The organism is Veillonella sp. ACP1 (genome assembly GCF_000286635.1).
In the GTDB taxonomy this organism is placed as follows: Bacteria; Bacillota; Negativicutes; order Veillonellales; family Veillonellaceae; genus Veillonella; species Veillonella atypica.
This window is the reverse complement of record NZ_ALKL01000010.1, coordinates 94645-112385: the sequence shown is the minus strand read 5'-3', so window position 1 is coordinate 112385 and position 17741 is coordinate 94645. Positions and strand designations below refer to the sequence as shown.

At 38.2% G+C, this 17741-nt stretch carries 21 protein-coding genes; all 21 read right to left on the bottom strand.

Annotated features, from left to right (window positions below; translation table 11 throughout):
- Window positions 1–34 precede the first annotated feature (34 nt).
- The gene (locus HMPREF1151_RS03685; protein ID WP_009661200.1) at window positions 35–889 is read right to left on the bottom strand and encodes a hypothetical protein; all 855 of its coding nucleotides are present in this window, start codon (window positions 887–889) and stop codon (window positions 35–37) included.
- Between the two features lie 13 nt (window positions 890–902).
- Window positions 903–1352 (bottom strand): hypothetical protein, encoded by a 450-nt coding sequence (locus HMPREF1151_RS09910; protein ID WP_232198009.1) that lies wholly within the window; start codon window positions 1350–1352, stop codon window positions 903–905.
- Window positions 1291–1695: a hypothetical protein gene (locus HMPREF1151_RS03675; protein WP_232198008.1), complete on the bottom strand. Its 405-nt coding sequence runs from the start codon at window positions 1693–1695 to the stop codon at window positions 1291–1293. The genes HMPREF1151_RS09910 and HMPREF1151_RS03675 overlap by 62 nt, the downstream gene beginning before the upstream one ends.
- Before the next feature lie 145 nt (window positions 1696–1840).
- Window positions 1841–2179 (bottom strand): hypothetical protein, encoded by a 339-nt coding sequence (locus HMPREF1151_RS03670; protein WP_009661317.1) that lies wholly within the window; start codon window positions 2177–2179, stop codon window positions 1841–1843.
- 89 nt (window positions 2180–2268) lie between these two features.
- The gene (locus tag HMPREF1151_RS03665) at window positions 2269–2727 is read right to left on the bottom strand and encodes a hypothetical protein (RefSeq protein ID WP_009661084.1); all 459 of its coding nucleotides are present in this window, start codon (window positions 2725–2727) and stop codon (window positions 2269–2271) included.
- Window positions 2685–3188 (bottom strand): prepilin peptidase, encoded by a 504-nt coding sequence (locus HMPREF1151_RS03660; protein WP_232198015.1) that lies wholly within the window; start codon window positions 3186–3188, stop codon window positions 2685–2687. The genes HMPREF1151_RS03665 and HMPREF1151_RS03660 overlap by 43 nt, the downstream gene beginning before the upstream one ends.
- A gap of 74 nt (window positions 3189–3262) precedes the next feature.
- Window positions 3263–3676, bottom strand: a complete 414-nt coding sequence (locus tag HMPREF1151_RS03655; RefSeq protein WP_005376366.1) for a competence type IV pilus major pilin ComGC — start codon at window positions 3674–3676, stop codon at window positions 3263–3265.
- Window positions 3677–3692: 16 nt separating this feature from the next.
- Window positions 3693–4865, bottom strand: coding sequence for a type II secretion system F family protein (locus HMPREF1151_RS03650; RefSeq protein WP_005376092.1), 1173 nt, complete (start codon window positions 4863–4865; stop codon window positions 3693–3695).
- A 9-nt stretch (window positions 4866–4874) separates the two neighbouring features.
- The gene (locus HMPREF1151_RS03645; protein ID WP_005379255.1) at window positions 4875–5876 is read right to left on the bottom strand and encodes a type IV pilus twitching motility protein PilT; all 1002 of its coding nucleotides are present in this window, start codon (window positions 5874–5876) and stop codon (window positions 4875–4877) included.
- A 22-nt stretch (window positions 5877–5898) separates the two neighbouring features.
- Window positions 5899–6915, bottom strand: a complete 1017-nt coding sequence (locus HMPREF1151_RS03640) for a GspE/PulE family protein (RefSeq protein WP_009661045.1) — start codon at window positions 6913–6915, stop codon at window positions 5899–5901.
- Window positions 6916–7135: 220 nt separating this feature from the next.
- On the bottom strand, window positions 7136–8422 hold the full coding sequence (gene eno, locus HMPREF1151_RS03635) for a phosphopyruvate hydratase (protein ID WP_009661124.1): 1287 nt from the start codon (window positions 8420–8422) through the stop codon (window positions 7136–7138).
- Between the two features lie 27 nt (window positions 8423–8449).
- A complete protein-coding gene (gene gpmI, locus HMPREF1151_RS03630; protein WP_009661304.1) occupies window positions 8450–9973 on the bottom strand; it encodes a 2,3-bisphosphoglycerate-independent phosphoglycerate mutase in 1524 nt (507 codons plus the stop codon).
- Window positions 9974–9991: 18 nt separating this feature from the next.
- Entirely contained in the window at window positions 9992–10762 is a 771-nt protein-coding gene (gene tpiA / locus HMPREF1151_RS03625) for a triose-phosphate isomerase (protein WP_005376063.1), read from the bottom strand.
- Window position 10763: 1 nt separating this feature from the next.
- Complete coding sequence (gene pgk, locus HMPREF1151_RS03620) at window positions 10764–11942, bottom strand: phosphoglycerate kinase (RefSeq protein ID WP_009661227.1); 1179 nt, start codon at window positions 11940–11942, stop codon at window positions 10764–10766.
- A 17-nt stretch (window positions 11943–11959) separates the two neighbouring features.
- Window positions 11960–12970 carry a type I glyceraldehyde-3-phosphate dehydrogenase gene (gene gap / locus HMPREF1151_RS03615; protein WP_005376357.1) on the bottom strand — a complete coding sequence of 337 codons (1011 nt, stop codon included), beginning with the start codon at window positions 12968–12970 and terminating at the stop codon, window positions 11960–11962.
- 51 nt (window positions 12971–13021) lie between these two features.
- On the bottom strand, window positions 13022–14047 hold the full coding sequence (locus HMPREF1151_RS03610) for a sugar-binding transcriptional regulator (protein ID WP_009661054.1): 1026 nt from the start codon (window positions 14045–14047) through the stop codon (window positions 13022–13024).
- A 173-nt stretch (window positions 14048–14220) separates the two neighbouring features.
- The gene (locus HMPREF1151_RS09570) at window positions 14221–14652 is read right to left on the bottom strand and encodes a hypothetical protein (RefSeq protein ID WP_009661110.1); all 432 of its coding nucleotides are present in this window, start codon (window positions 14650–14652) and stop codon (window positions 14221–14223) included.
- A gap of 24 nt (window positions 14653–14676) precedes the next feature.
- Window positions 14677–15303 (bottom strand): uracil phosphoribosyltransferase, encoded by a 627-nt coding sequence (gene upp / locus HMPREF1151_RS03600; protein WP_005376354.1) that lies wholly within the window; start codon window positions 15301–15303, stop codon window positions 14677–14679.
- A 184-nt stretch (window positions 15304–15487) separates the two neighbouring features.
- The gene (gene glyA, locus HMPREF1151_RS03595) at window positions 15488–16729 is read right to left on the bottom strand and encodes a serine hydroxymethyltransferase (RefSeq protein ID WP_005376165.1); all 1242 of its coding nucleotides are present in this window, start codon (window positions 16727–16729) and stop codon (window positions 15488–15490) included.
- A gap of 59 nt (window positions 16730–16788) precedes the next feature.
- On the bottom strand, window positions 16789–17226 hold the full coding sequence (rpiB, locus tag HMPREF1151_RS03590) for a ribose 5-phosphate isomerase B (protein ID WP_005376273.1): 438 nt from the start codon (window positions 17224–17226) through the stop codon (window positions 16789–16791).
- 11 nt (window positions 17227–17237) lie between these two features.
- Window positions 17238–17678 (bottom strand): low molecular weight protein arginine phosphatase, encoded by a 441-nt coding sequence (locus HMPREF1151_RS03585; protein WP_009661038.1) that lies wholly within the window; start codon window positions 17676–17678, stop codon window positions 17238–17240.
- Window positions 17679–17741: the final 63 nt, after the last annotated feature.

Genomic DNA, 17741 nt, shown 5'->3' with positions numbered 1-17741 from the left:
TAATGAACGGGGCATAAAATTTATTAATCTTTCATTACCATCCTTGTCCAATCCACCGTAACCCCCGCGTAGCCATTCCAATCGCCATATCCCAATCTAATTCACCTAATGTACAACGCGTGCGACCTCGTCCAAGAAACATCATAGGTATATATTCGGTATTTCCGTATACCTCTTGTAATGCGCTTATATCGATACGCTGCTCTTCATTTAAATCATCAATATTATAAAAATGTATACCTTGAATTTCTTCTACGCCAAATCGCTGCAACATTTCTTCCATTTCAATCAATGCGGAACTAATATCTGCACCATTTATCTTTACAATACATTCCTTCACACAAGTATCCTTCCACCAAGCCCATAAATGCATACCGGCTGGTTCTACAATACCCGTAACCGTTCCTGTTCTATGCATCAATCCATACGTAACTGGTAATGGCCAACAATCAATAGTATCGACAGGTGCACATGTATCACGTATACCTTGGCGTAGTAATTCAAGTTCATGCCGGTCTACGGCGGCTAAAAACAAATAATAATTATGTCGTGGATACTCTCTACGACAAGCATCAAGTTCAAATTCATGTTCTCCAAAATTAAATGTGTCTTCTATATTCCACTTTATAAACTCCTTTACATCAAAATCATGAGGATCAAAACTAGCCATCGTCATTTCCGTAGGTATACAAGCAACAATACTATATTCACCCTCTTCTAGATCATATGTATTAATAAATTCAGCTATATCTTCATCAATTGTGCTAGACCGTTTCATCTCCATTGCATCAGTAATAATCATTGTTTTATTTTCAATATGTGCTGTAATGGCAACAATTCTATCATCCGTAATACAAAGCCCTGTATGTATCTGTTTTTTCTCTTTCATAGTGATGTCCTCCTTAATATGGTTTTACACTAATAACCTCTAATGTATGATTTTCTTTTTCTTTTACATATATGTGAACACGACTTGATACACCATCTAATACAGCACAACTCATCACATGTTTTGGATTAGTAACCTTTGGATCTGCCTTAATATATATATAGATAGTATCGTTTTTTTCCACATCAATAGCCTCGCTATAATCCCAACGGCCACCGTTATTGCAATACGTAACGAACCATCGTGCACCACGCTCTGCTGCATAATGAGATGCAATAAGTCTCATTTCATCCGTTGTATTACTTAGTGACAGGGTCGCAAGCCTATTCATTCCTAAAATAAGTACTAATAAAATGAGCATAATATATATGGCTACATAGCTAACCATGCCAGAAGAATAGTCAGAGATACTTCGTTTTTTTAAACCAATCTGAATGTGTTGATACCGCCGTTGCCACCTCATAATTTGCTATGCCTCCATACCCTTTTGCATACTCTGTTTGACTATTAAACCGGTTATTTATAGACCATTTAAAAGTAACCAATCTATTAGGATTCATAGAAAATGGTTTGGTAGCATCTAGTTTACGCTTATCATCAGTACCTATGATGCGGCTTCCACTCAAGGGTTGTAAGCTACCATCACTTAATTTTCTATATAAGGCCCTTCTAGTAACGGTAAACGCGGTACGGCTTGTATCATTGATAGATAACAGGTCTCCCTGATCATTGATGGATACCATAGAATGATTCCAAATAATATGAGATACGATAGCCCGTCTTGTATAACGGCCATCCTCTAACATAGCCAGGCTATCATCAATTCGCTCGGTCCATATATAACACGTCATACATATTGTCATGATTACGAGAATCACGAAAGAACTAATCAAAACGCTAATAAGTAGAGATGGTAATATAAATCCATTGAATGATTTTATCCTATGATTTTCAATGATGACTCGAGCCAAGAAACGTAGATATCTCATAAACAGTAACTCCATTATCAACAGCTTGTACGATAAATCGTAGTATAGATACACCATTTACCACTTCTTCTGTAACACTTTGTGTAAATGTTATATTGGATAAATTATGTCCATTCGATGATGAGATAGTACCTGTTGTTGGTATACCACCAGAATCATATACCGCTTTCCCTGCTTCTATATAAGATAATGAATCCTGCAATATATAGTCATGAGTATATGTAGTCTTTACTATTGATAAGGTACTACTCAAGACATAAAGTATGATTGGCAATATGAGTAATACTAAAGTTACTGCCATAAGTGCATCACCATATAAAAATCCAGATTGTTCTGTTCGTAATCTATGTTTGTAGTTTGAATACATTCTTATTTGTACACATGTCATAATCACAATGATTCCCACCGAATACGCCCTGTTTGTACAGAGATCCATATGCGATTTATCGCACCGGTTTGTAAGTCTTGTAAAATAAATTCTGTCCCATCATAAGGCAATCCATAAGCAGAAAAATAAACGCGCTTCATAGTATGAGCACTTTCTATATGTTCTGGTAATTCTATCTCTACATGATGCTGCATAAGCCCTTCTTGAATTGAATAAGAATGTTTCTTTAAAATAAACTCACCCTGTGCCATCCGATCATCCCGGTGTCCTAGCATAGCCCATAGTTGAACCTTCTTAATAGCTAATACGACTTCTTCAGTACTTCTATTCAACTCATGACGTGATGGTATGGTAACGATACTACTTAGGCCTATACCAATCAAGGATAGTAGAATGGTAATCGCCACAAGCCACTCTACTAATATAGAGCCATTACAATAATGTGTTTTATCACCGACCAATATATCGCCTCCCATACATTAGCAAAATGCAAAGCACTCCATGCACCAATGCATAAGAAAGGGCCAAAAGGAATATACCGTCTACCTGTATTACGAATACTATATAAGCTGGCGAGATAGAGGATACTAGCAAAACAAGAAACGTAAATCATAACAATAATTTGTATATTTGTTAGCCATATGGATATAGCACTCATCCATTTAATATCGCCCCAACCAAGACCACCTCGACTCAATATGCGTAATGCAATACTGATACTAGCAATGATCAAAACATGTACACAGGTGTCGAAAACTGCATGCTGTTCAACGATGCTATAAAGGATACCTATAATCGTAAGAGCGATAGCACCCTCATCGGGTAATATGAAATATAGCTTATCAATGGTAGCACCTATTACGAGAAATAGTGAAAAGAAGCTATAACATATAATTTCAAATAGTGTGTAATGCCTATACATTAATGGAATTACAATTGACAATATCCATATAACTAAACAGATATATTCCTTTCTCCCTTTCATTGCAAAATCCTTTATGTTTCAGGGGCCGTAACGACTACAGACTTACCGGCATTACCAGCAACTTGTTCATAGGTAATAACATATTCCTTACCTTTTGTAGTTTTAACATGCTCCGTTAAGTAACCTTCTTGATATAATTTTTCTACTGTTGGTGGCGTATCTAAACTTTTATCAATCATGTAGAGTTGTGTCGCATTACGTATGATTTGCATATCTGCCACTTGTTTAGCATTCTTTGCCTTATCGGCAGCGGACATAAATTGAGGCATTGCAATAGCTGCCAAAATAGCAATAACCGCTACCACCACCATAAGTTCTACCAATGTGAATCCACCTTGTTTAGTTCGTTGCATGCGACGCAAACTAATATATCTAAAAAACGATCGTTCTAATTGAGTTAGTAGTTCTCTACAATACATAAGCATTTTAAAAAGTCTCCTTTCATTGACCACCTAGAGATGATATTGATGTAAATAATGGATACATGACGGATATAACGAGGATTGCAATGCCAACGCCCATAATGGTGAGGAGTATAGGTTCCATAAGGCGCTCCATTCTTGCTATATATTGTGTTAACAACGATTCATAATAGTGACTACAATGATTCAACATGGCTACCAATTCACCACTTTCTTCTCCAACAGCGACCATTTGCCATATAAATGGGTTCCCTACAGACGATGATTTTAAACTTTCACAAAAAGAATGGCCTTTACAAAGCATGTCATAAACTTGATTACTACAGGATTCACCATACGAATTTCGCCATATATGCTTTGTAATATCTATAGTATTGATAATTGAAATTCCCGAATCTAGCAATAATGACCAAATATGTAAAATATTCGTGTAATATAGAGATGTTAAAAATGTATTATGTTGAGCCAACTGCCATAACCATCTATCAAATCTATATCTAATTGCAGATTGTTTAAAAGCATATATGAGTATTCCAATAAAAACCACATGCCCACTAACATACAGTAATGGATGTTCTCGAAGGGAAGTTCCTAATACAAATAAACCTTTTGTCATCCATGGTAATTCTATATGCATAGTAGCAAATACGCGAGTGAACGATGGAATAATAAATAATATAGTAACCAAGAAAAATACATTCATAAGCACCAGTAAGAATAGAGGATATGAAATAGCACTTACTATCTTTTGTTGGTATTTTCGTTCTCGTTCATAATAAGAAGCTATATACTGCAAAGCTTCCCCAACATTCCCTGACATTTCACCACTTTCAAGCAATGCCAAGGCTATAGGAGGAAAGCCCTTTTCTCGAAGAGCCTCTGATAAAGGTTGGCCTCGTTGTATACCCTCGTATAAAGAGCGATATAACATCGTTTTCGAGCCATCCATTAAAAGTTCTAGCGAACGCCTAAGGGAAATACCTGATTGTAGCAGTAATCCCAGTTGATATGCTGTGGTGCTCACTTGTTTATGATTCCAACGTACCGATTTGCTAGAGGATCTAGCTATACTACAAATGACATATCCTTCTAACTTGAGTTTAGTGCTAACCTCATCCTCAGAATCGGCCCATAATAAGCCTTGTATTCTTTTCTTGTCTGTTGTTATCGCTGTATATTCATAAGCATTCATGTAATTCCTCTATGATAATTGTTGTTCCAATAAAGCATGTAATTGGTGAACTGATCCATATTGCGTTTTTACATCACGCACTGCCATTTCTAATGTCTTCATGGGGGCCTGCGTTTCTTGGATTGAAACAATTTGAGGTTCCTTTCGATTTCTAATTAGATTTGCCACTGCATTCGTATTTAACAGAATATCCCGTATTGTTATAAATGAGGTTTCCCATCGTAACAAACGTTGACATATGACCGCACGCAATACTTGTGATACTTGACTGCGCACTTCATCTTGTTGTTCACCAGGAAATAAAGATATCATGCGTTGCACGGCCATAACTGCTCGTTGTGTATGCATGGTTGCAAGCACAAGATGACCTGTTTCCGCAGCATGTAATGCGGCCTCTAACGTATCTCGGTCTCTCAATTCTCCTACCATAATGACATCTGGATCCTCTCGTAAGGCATCACGTATCCCATGCGCCATCGAATCCACATCAATTCCGAGTTGGCGCTGATGAATAATTGACTGCAATGGTATGAACTCATATTCCACAGGATCTTCTAGCGTTATTATGTGTTTATTCATAGTTTTATTTATATATTCTATGCAACAAGCTAAGGTATATGATTTGCCACTACCTGTAGGGCCTGTAACAAGGACTAACCCATCATGATATTCACAAATTTGTTTTAATACATCACTATCTTTAGATGTATCAAGCGATAAATTAGCATGACAGAGTAGTCTCAATGTGCCACAAATTCTATGATTAGCCCTATAAATATGAGCCCGAATTCGAATGCCATTGCTGGTGAAAGCATTATCTACAGAGTGCCATTCATCATGTGTGACGCCACATCGTTGTAATACATCTTTAATCATATCCACACTGCAAATACTTGAAATAGATTCCAACCCATTAGCAGCTCGAATATAAATCGGTGTTCCCACCTCTAAATGTATATCAGTAGCACTATGCTCTAAGGATAGGGAAATTACATCTTCTATTGTTATCATCGAGTCGGTTGTCACTACACAATCACAATAAGATGCCTGCACGATGTACCTCCTCTACTGTTGTAATGCCCGAATTAATAGCAGTCTGCGCCGAATCTTGCAATGAAACATATAGATATGTATCAACATGATTCCAATCAATATCACTAGATGGTATCTCTACATATTCAAACAAACCTAATCGTCCTTGATAAGAATTTGTAGTGCTATTAATACGTCTTACAAGACGCTGCGATAGTGAGCCAATTAACGTAGCATGTAATAAATATGGTTCAACTCCCATATCAATAAGGCGTCCAATAACACCTAGTGCGGTATTCGTATGAACCGTGGTAATTACACGATGTCCGGTTAAAGCGGCTTTTACAGCTAGCTGTGCCGTCTCATGGTCTCGTATTTCACCAATCATAATAGAGTCAGGATCTTGCCGTAATACAGTGCGTAACCCTTTCGAAAAGGTAAATCCAATCTTTTCATTAATCCCTATTTGAATAGCTCCATCAATGGCCGCTTCTACAGGATCCTCTAAACATATAAGTTTTGTTTCTTTTAAATTCAACATGCGTAACATGGCATATAAGGTAGCCGTTTTACCACTTCCCGTAGGTCCACAAATGGTAATGAGACCATAGGGTCGTTTTAGTAATGCGGTAATCTTCTCCTGTAAATCGACTGACATACCCAGTTCTAATAAATTTTTATGCACCCCTTCATTTCCCATTAGACGACACACAATGGCCTCACCATATAGACTAGGCAAACTAGATACACGCATGGTGACAGCATACGATTTAGCTGTCCATTCCCATCGCCCATCTTGAGGCAATCTCTTTTCGCTAATATCCATGCCACTAAATACCTTGATGCGGTTCACAATCATATCCGCATCAGTAGCATCGATAAACATATAATCCGTTAATAATCCATCAATTCTCAATCGCACTTGTACACCATCCGGAATAGGATCAAAATGTATATCACTAGCACTAATCGTAATGGCATACGTGATGATTGAATCCAATGCAACATCTACATACAATGCCACCCCCTCCTTCATACCTTGCGGTGTGTTTATACATCACCTTTGCTCATTGCACTATGTAATTCTGTATAATAAGAAAAACTCCTCTTTATTTCTAAAAAATCCACAATGCGTGTACAGGTACGCAAAAAACAACAAAAAAAGAGACTCTCTTGAGTTTTCACTACTCAAAAGAGTCTCTTATCTAGTATGTTATTCTAAAACAGAATGTATTGTTCTATTTTTTCAAATTATAGAATACTGCATCACCTTTATATTGTGCAGTTTCATATAACATTTCTTCAATGCGAAGCAATTGATTATATTTAGCAACACGTTCAGAACGAGCAGGAGCACCTGTTTTAATTTGGCCCGCATTAACAGCTACTGCAATATCTGCAATAAATGTATCTTCTGTTTCGCCGGAGCGATGAGATACTACGCATGTATAGCCAGCGCGTTTTGCTGTTTCCATAGCGTCAAAGGCTTCTGTTAATGTACCAATTTGATTTACTTTTACAAGAATGGAATTAGCTACGCCAAGGTCGATACCCTTTTCAAGGCGTTTTGTATTAGTAACGAATAAATCATCACCTACAAGTTGAACACGCTTACCAAGGCGTTTGGTTAATACTTTCCATCCATCCCAATCTTCTTCTGCAAGGCCATCTTCGATAGATGCGATAGGATATTTATCGACTAAGTATTCATAGAAGTCAACCATTTCGCTAGCGCTCAATACTTTGCCTTCGCCTTCTAGATGATATTTACCATCTTTATAGATTTCACTAGAAGCTACATCAAGAGCTAATTTAAAATCTGTACCAAGTTCATAACCTGCACGTTTAATAGCTTCGCAGATTACTTCCAAAGCTTCTTCATTAGATGCCAAGTTTGGTGCAAAACCGCCTTCATCGCCTACAGCAGTGCTGAGACCTTTATCGTGAAGCACGGATTTCAATGTATGATATACTTCTGCACAGCTACGCAATGCATCGCTAAATGTTTTGGCCCCTACTGGCATAATCATAAACTCTTGAAGGTCTACGTTATTATCAGCATGAGCACCACCATTTAGAATGTTCATCATAGGAACAGGAAGTTCTTTAGCATTAAAACCACCTAGATATAAGAACAAAGGCAAATCTAAAGATTCAGCAGCAGCACGTGCTACAGCCATAGATACACCTAAAATTGCATTAGCACCCAAGTTAGCTTTGTTATCTGTGCCATCAAGTTTAAGCATTAAATTATCAATCGCCACTTGTTCAGTCGCATCATAGCCGATAATAGCTGGGCCAATTTTAGCATTTACATTGTCTACAGCTTGTAAAACACCTTTGCCACCATAGCGTTTTTTATCGCCATCGCGAAGTTCTACTGCTTCAAACATCCCCGTAGATGCACCAGAAGGAACTGCAGCTGTTGCAATTGTACCATCTTCCAAACATACTTCTACTTCTACTGTAGGATTACCACGAGAATCCAAAATTTCACGAGCTACGACTTGTTCAATTACTGCCATAATACTACCTCTTATTTATATACTAAATTAATCTAATAACAAACTTTCACCGGTCATATTACTTGGCTTATCAATATGAGCCAACGCTAACATTGTCGGTGCAATATCACATAATTTACCTGATTTAAGTTGTTTATGTATATCTTGAGCTCCCACTAAAATCAATGGCACAACATTCGTTGTATGGGCTGTATGAGGTTTTCCAGTCTCATGATTGACCATTTGCTCTGCATTACCATGATCGGCGGTAACTAAAAGCTGTCCTCCAACCTCTAATATAGCCTTTGCAATACGTTCTAATCCTGCATCCACAGTTTGAATTGCTTTCACTGCAGCTTTAAAATCTCCTGTATGACCTACCATATCTGGATTTGCATAATTTAAAATAATCATATCGTATTGACCACTATGAATAGCGTCAACTACCTTATCAGTTACCTCAGGAGCACTCATTTCAGGTTGCAAATCGTAGGTTGCCACTGCTGGAGAAGGCACAAGAATGCGGTCTTCACCTTCAAAGGGAACCTCATTACCGCCATTAAAGAAATATGTTACATGTGCGTATTTCTCGGTTTCAGCAATACGTAATTGACGATAGCCTCCATCAGCAAGGACTTCACCTAATGTATGATGTAACGTATCCTTTTCATAGACGATATGAACAGGTAATCCATCTTCATATTTGGTCATTGTCGCCATAAAGATAGATATAGGTTCTCGTTTAAAACCTTCAAAATCAGGCAATATTAAAGCCTTCGTCAATTCACGAGCTCTATCAGGCCTAAAGTTACAGAATATAACGGCATCTCCATCAGAAATCATCCCGTTTGGATCGATAACTGTAGGCACTACAAATTCATCATTAACGCCATCATTATAGGATTGTGTAACGGCGTCACACGCAGAATTAGCCTTATTACCAACACCATTGACAATAGCATTATAGGCTAATTCCTCACGGTCCCACCGGTTATCGCGATCCATCCCATAGTAACGGCCACTTACAGTAGCAATTTTCCCACAGTTTATATCGGACATAAAGGATTCTAAATCCTTAAGATAGGTTAATGCTGATTGTGGTGGCACATCGCGTCCATCGAGAAGCGCATGCACATATACCTCTTTAATGCCTTCATGTTTAGCACCAGCAATTACGGCCTTAATATGCTCTAAAGAACAATGTACATTGCCATCAGATACAAGGCCAATAATTTGTAATTTACCATGCTTAGCATGCTTGTATAACTCTTGTATTACAGGCTTTTGAAAAAACTCGCCACTCTCTACATCCTTCGTAATACGCGTTAAGTCTTGATATACAATACGGCCGGAACCAAGGTTGAGATGTCCAACTTCTGAATTACCCATTTGCCCTTCTGGCAAACCGACTGCAAGACCTGAAGCTTGTAATGTTGTATGAGGATACGTATCCCACAAATAATTAAAATAACTTGGTTTTGCTTGTACTACGGCATTCGTCGTATCTGTTTGGTCCCCCATACCAAAGCCATCTAGGATGACTAGCATTACGGGTGCCTGTAATTTTGCCATATTTATACCTCTAGTATGTTATTTACTTACGTCTTGAGCCGCCATTATGATTTCATTAAATTCATCCACGATTAACGAAGCGCCTCCAACGAGGGCTCCATCAATATTAGGCTCACTTAAAATTTCACGCGCATTATTAGCCTTTACACTACCACCATATTGAATTCGAACTGATTCAGCTACAGCAGAGGTATATAGTTCCGCTATATAATCACGTATGGATTTACATACTTCCTCTGCTTGATCAGCAGTCGCAGTCTTGCCCGTACCAATAGCCCAAATTGGTTCATAAGCGATAATCAATTGTTCCACTTGATCCGCTGGAATATCTTGTAATGCACATTGTAATTGTCCGTGAATGAAAGAAATCGTTTCATTTGCCTCTCTCTGAGCAAGGCTTTCACCAACACAGACAATAGGTTGCAAATTATGATGAAATGCACTCTTAATCTTTTCATTAACCATAGCATCTGTTTCACCATAGTACTCACGGCGTTCGGAATGGCCAATAATGACATAGGACACACCGAGTTCCGTTAACATCAACGGAGAAACTTCGCCAGTAAATGCACCGGCATCATGATAATCCATATTTTGAGCCCCTACGCCAACCTGTGTATCTCGTGTTAAGGACACAGCTCTCTCAAGCGCAGTAAAGGGCGGACAAACTACTACTTCACAGTCCAAGTTTTTATCACCTAGAAAACTAGTAAATGCTTCAATCAAGATAGAACCAGATGCAATGGTTCCGTTCATCTTCCAGTTTCCTGCAATAATTTGTTTTCTCATATTAGGCCTCTGTTAAAGCAGCAATACCTGGCAAAACCTTACCTTCCAATAATTCAAGGGATGCACCGCCACCAGTCGAAATATGGCTGATTTTATCTGCTAAGCCGCTTTTTTCAATAGCAGCTACAGAATCACCACCACCAACGATAGTCATAGCATCAGATTCTGCAACGGCTTTAGCTACTGCATTCGTACCAGCTGCAAAATTATCCATTTCAAATACGCCCATTGGGCCATTCCAAATAATAGTTTTCATATTAGCTAATGCTTCTGTATATAGGTCACGTGTTTTAGGACCGATATCCAAAATCATCCAACCATCTTCGATGTTATCGACATCCACGATTTTTGTGTTCGCATCATTGCTGAAAGCATCTGCTACTACAGCATCGATAGGTGTCAATAATCTAGCACCTGCAACGCGTGCCTCCATAACTAAATCTGTAGCGATAGCATCTTGACCATCTTCATATAAGGAACTACCGATGTTACAGCCTTGAGCCTTAATGAAAGCATTCGCCATACCGCCGCCGATAATCATAACATCTACCTTAGGTAATAGATTGGAAATAACAGAAATCTTATCTGTTACCTTAGCACCACCGATAATGGCAGCCATAGGTGTTTTTGGATGTACTACAGCTGCACTTAGTGCATCAATTTCTTTTTTTAGCAAGAAACCTGCACCCATAGGGATGTAATCAGCAATGCCAACCACAGATGCTGCATTACGATGAGATACACCAAATGCATCATTGATAGCTACATCAGCAAGAGAGGCTAATTGTTTAGCAAACTCAGGATCGTTTTTAGTTTCTTCGTTATGGTAACGCAAGTTTTCAAGCATCAACACATCGCCAGGTTGTAATGCTTCAACAGCTGCCTCAACCTTAGGACCAACACAATCATCGACAAACGCAACTGGTTTGTTGATAAGCTCAGATAAACGTTTAGCACAAGGAGCCAATGTCATATCCGGTTTACGTTCACCCTTTGGACGACCAAAGTGAGATGCAAGAATTACCTTAGCATTGTGGTCGATTAAATATTTGATTGTATCTAGTGCACCACGAATACGAGTGTCATCAGTGATAACACCATCCTTCATAGGCACATTGAAATCCACGCGTACAAAAACGCGTTTATTATCTACATTCATATCTAAAATGGTTAATTTCATCCTAGAATTTCCTCCCATTATAGACCTTTACTAGCTACGAAAGCTGCCATATCGATAAGGCGTTCAGAATAGCCCCATTCATTATCGTACCAAGAAACAACTTTCACCATGTTACCATCCATAACCATTGTCAAATCAGCATCAACAATGGAACTACGAGGATCAGAACTAAAGTCACAGGATACCAATGGCACATCGGATACACCAAGAATACCTTTTAATTCACCAGCTGCTGCTTTGCGGAATGCTTCGTTGATTTCTTCTTTTGTAGCAGGTTTTTCAAGTTCGCAAACAAGATCTGTAGCGGATACATCTGGTGTAGGAACGCGCAATGCAAAACCATCTAATTTACCTTTTAATTGAGGCAATACTTTAGCAACAGCCTTTGCTGCACCAGTTGTTGTAGGAATGATAGACATAGCTGCTGCACGAGCACGGCGTGGGTCTTTATGACGTGCATCAAGAATTTTTTGGTCATTTGTATAAGAATGAATTGTAGTCATCATACCACGTTTGATACCAAATTCATCGCATAATACTTTAGCAAATGGAGCCAAGCAGTTAGTTGTACAAGATGCATTAGAGATAATGTGATGTTTTGCAGGATCGTACATATCTTGGTTAACGCCCATAACCATTGTTAAGTCTTCATTTTTACCAGGTGCAGAAATCAATACTTTCTTAACAGTAGGTTGATTCAAATGAACCTTTGCTTCTTCTGCATCGCGGTATTTACCAGTACATTCCATAACGATTTCTACGCCTTCTTCAGACCAAGGCAATTTAGAAGCATCACGGTCATGGAATACGCGGATTTTTTTGCCATCTACATAAATATTTTCATCGTCAAATGTTACTTCATTAGGGATTGTGCCATGTACGGAATCGTATTTTAACAATAATGCAGTACCCTCATTATCACCAGTCGCATTAATAGCTACTACTTCAACATCTGGATTATTAATTGCCGCACGTACTACACATTTACCAATACGACCGAAACCATTAATACCAACTTTAACTGCCATTGTTTTGTCCTCCTCAAAAGAACTATATAATACTAAAAATAATAAACTAAATTATAACGCAGGAATATTTAGTAATTGGCGCATACCTTCTGCGGCTTGCTCATCAATGATTAATATTCCTTTGTGACAAGCTCTCATAACACCAATAATAGCACTTGATTTTTCTTGTCCGCCAGCCACAGCAATTACATTTGGAATTTTTGCAACATCGGGAAGTGATAACCCAATATTATTAGTGGAATAAATCAACTTACCGTCTATATCGCAATATTGACCAAGAGCTTCTCCAACAGCATGATTATCTACTAACTGCTTACGCACATCATCAGATATATGACGTTGATCCGCCATTCTCATAGCTGTACCTATACCAAACAATAATACGTCAGTCCTACTAATAAGATCTCCAATCTCCTTTATTTGAGGTTCACAAGTCATAAGCATATGCAATGAGTCTTGTGAAAGTCCATCAGGTAAATGAAGCATTTTATAGGAACCACTAAGTCGTTCAGCAAGGACTGAAGCAATTACATTAGCTTGATATTCTACAACCTCACCCACGCCACCACGAGCAGGTACAACAATAGGATTAAAAGGTAATGCAGGCATCTCCTCAGCTACTGCAGCCATTGTACTGCCACCGCTAATAGCGACAACTGAGTTAGGTTCTAATAATTCCTGTAACAATTTGGCCGCTGCAAAGCCAAGCTTTTTAACCATCAATGTACCTTCTGTAGGAGTGATGATAACCCTATCAATATGAAGTGCTTCTGTCAATCGATGTTCTAGTTCGTTTATACGATCTAGTTCATTTAAAAAATTTCGTAACTTCGGAACAATTGTATGTCCCTCGTCAGTGAGAAAAATCCCTGGTTTATAAATGTCTACAAGACCATTAGCACGCATTAACTCAATATGACTTCGTACGGTTCGCTCTGGAAGCTCCGTCGCAGTAGCCAATGTTCTACGGCCTATAGGCTCTTCATAAACAAGGTGGTTTAATATTTTGTATCGCTCCTTCAATACGCTAACTATTTCAGGAACAATACGTTCACATATCATTAGAAACTCGTTCATCGGGTCCCTCCTTTACCCGTTGGGATTATATGAATCGTTTTTCGTCCCATGTGAACAAAATTCGTCCCACCTAAAATAAAAAAATACTTCCTCATATTTATTTTATACCCTATATGCATTTTATTCAAGTAAAAAACGCCCTAATTGGGCGTTTTTTACAAATGGCTATTTTTTTACTTATTAGAATATTCTTCAAATGGTTTCAAGTCCATCGGAGTCAAAACTTTTGTACCTTCAGTTGCTACATTATTATTTATTGGCTCACACACGGGTATATCAGATTGACAATATCTACACTTTATAGCTTCTTGCCGAATAAACTCGCCACAAAATGGGCATTTTTTTAAATCATTATTTTTCTTCATAGCATTATCATTATCAGTAAGCGCAATTGAATGAATTAATGCTATAATCCATAAAAAATTACCATAAATAAGCCATCCCCCAAAAGAACGCCCTTTATTATTTGCAATAATAGCTGGAATCATAGCAATTATCCCCAATATGATAGACAAAGCTAAAGGTCTATCTCCTGGTGGAAATACACAAACGATATAAGCCATAGAAATAAAAACCGAAAATATATACCCAAAAAAATATTTCATAATTACATAACTCCCCAAAATTATCTATTTAGTACCGAAAATACGGTCCCCTGCATCACCTAAACCAGGCAAGATATAGCCATGTTCATTCAATGTTTCATCAAGAGCGGCTACATAAATAGGTACATCAGGATGTTCCTTATTAACAACTTCTACACCTTCAGGTGCTGCTACAAGGCACATCAATTTAATACTCTTTGCACCTTTCTCTTTCAATAACGTAATCGCTGCAGATGCACTACCACCAGTAGCTAACATTGGATCGGTAACGATGAAATCGCGTTCGCCTACATCACTAGGTAATTTGCAATAATATTCTACTGGTTTTAATGTTTCTGGATCACGATATAAACCGACATGACCAACCTTAGCTGTTGGAATCAAGCTAAGCATGCCATTTACCATGCCAAGACCAGCACGAAGAATCGGAATAATGCCTAATTTTTTGCCGGCAATGCGTTTACCTGTCATCTTAGTCAATGGTGTTTGCACTTCTACATCTTCTAATGGCAAATTACGTGTAATTTCATAGCCCATCAACAATGTAATTTCATCTAATAATTCGCGGAAATCTTTTGAACCTGTTTGTACATCACGCATCAATGTAACCTTATGATGAATCAATGGATGTGTCATAACATTAACGTTCATGATTATGCCCCCTATAAAAACAATCCGAATCCGAAATCATTATTTCGGCCTTTTACTATTCATACATACTCTATCACATATTTACAAATCCTGCCATATAAATATGACCACTACAACATAAAAAGGGTGAGCAAAAAAACTCTTACTCACCCTTTTGGGTTCTTACTATACCAATACCTATAAATTATAAGTTAGGATATAAAGGATATTTTTCACATAATGCAGCTACGCGTTTTGCAGCATCTTGATGTTTTGCTGTATCTTCTGGGTTTTGAAGTACTGTAGCAATGATATCTGCAATTTCTTTCATATCGTCTTCTTTAAGACCACGTGTAGTCAATGCAGGTGTACCTAAACGAACACCACTAGTTACAAATGGGCTAGCTGGATCGAATGGAATTGTATTTTTATTAGCTGTGATACCGATTTCATCGAGAAGATGTTCTGCTTCTTTACCAGTCAAACCTGTATTGCGCACATCGACAAGCATAACATGTGTATCTGTACCACCAGAAACGATAGTCAAACCTTTAGCTATCAATTCAGCAGCCAATACTTTTGCATTTTTAATAACTTGTTCAGCGTATACTTTAAATTCTGGTTGTAATGCTTCACCTAATGCAACAGCTTTTGCAGCAATAACATGCATCAAAGGACCACCTTGGATACCAGGGAATACAGCTTTATCAATAGCTTTTGCATATTCTTCTTTGCACAAAATCATACCGCCACGAGGGCCACGCAATGTTTTATGTGTTGTAGTTGTAACGATATCTGCATATTCTACTGGATTTGGATGTAAACCAGCAGCTACAAGGCCCGCAAAGTGAGCCATATCTACCATAAAAATCGCGCCTACTTCATGAGCTACATCAGCCATTTTCTTGAAGTCGATTTGACGGCTGTAAGCACTGCCCCCAGCAATAATCAATTTAGGTTTTGCTTCTAACACGATTTTGCGGAATTCATCATAGTCGATTTGTTGAGTTTCTGCATTAACACCGTAAGGAACAACATTGAAATATGTGCCAGATACGTTTACAGGAGAACCATGTGTTAAGTGACCACCATGGGACAAGTTCATACCAACAATAGTGTCACCAGGTTTTAACATAGCAAAATATACAGCAAAGTTAGCTTGAGACCCAGAATGTGGTTGTACATTTGCATGTTCTGCACCAAATAAACGTTTAGCGCGTTCAATAGCCAATGTTTCTACTACGTCCACATGTTCGCAACCACCATAATAACGTTTGCCAGGGTAGCCTTCAGCGTATTTGTTAGTCAATACACTACCTTGAGCTTCCATAACGGCTTGGGATACGATATTTTCAGAAGCGATCATTTCTAATTTATCGCGTTGACGCATTAATTCTTGATCGATAACTGCTTTAACATTAGGGTCTTGTTTTGCTAAGAAACTCATGGGAATCCTCCTTGAAACATATGTAAATATAATGTGATAACTAATTGAATAAAGATGTATTATTTTTCAAGAGCAGAAATTTTTTCTACACGACGCGCGTGACGTCCGCCTTCAAATTCTGTGTTAAGCCAAATCGTAACAATATCCTTTGCAAGGCCCGGTCCAATAACGCGTTCCCCCATCGTAAGAATATTGGCGTTATTATGTTCGCGACTTGCATGTGCGGAAAATGTATCATGACAAAGCGCTGCACGTACACCTGCAATTTTGTTGGCTGCAATACCAATCCCAATGCCTGTACCACAGATTAAGATGCCTCGATCTGCTGCACCATCTACAACGGCATGTGCCACTGGTTCAGCAATATCCGGATAATCACAAGATTCTGTACTATGTGTACCAAAATCTTCCACTTCATGGCCTAATGTAGACAATAATTCCTTAATTTCTTGTTTTAAATGTAATCCACCATGATCACAACCAATAGCAATTTTCATAGCTCTATCTCCTATTCTTTTGATGCTACTAATCCAGCTTTCACCAAATTATAAATTTGCTCAGCACATTGATTATACACGTCTTGATTTGAACCGAAAGGATCTACCACATCTCCTGCACCATGCCCCCATTCAGCAAGGGTTTTAATTTTAGCTACTTCAAAAGGAAATTGACGAAGTAACACAGATTTATGATCTTGTGTCATACCAATAATCAAATCCGCTGAATTGACAAGCTCCATTGTAAGAGGTCTTGATTCATGGCCAGAAATATCGGCAATAGATTGAATCGCAATCACAGCTTCTTCTGTAGGCTTGGCACCATAAGCAGCAAATAATCCAGCAGAAACTACATTCACATCTAGACCAAGCTCTGTTGCCAAGGTTCGCGTAATACCTTCTGCCATTGGGCTACGACAGGTATTACCAGTACATACATACAAAATATTCATAATGACATCCTTACCGCCACAATTTCTGTGGCTATTTATACATTATAGCAAATACATCCAATA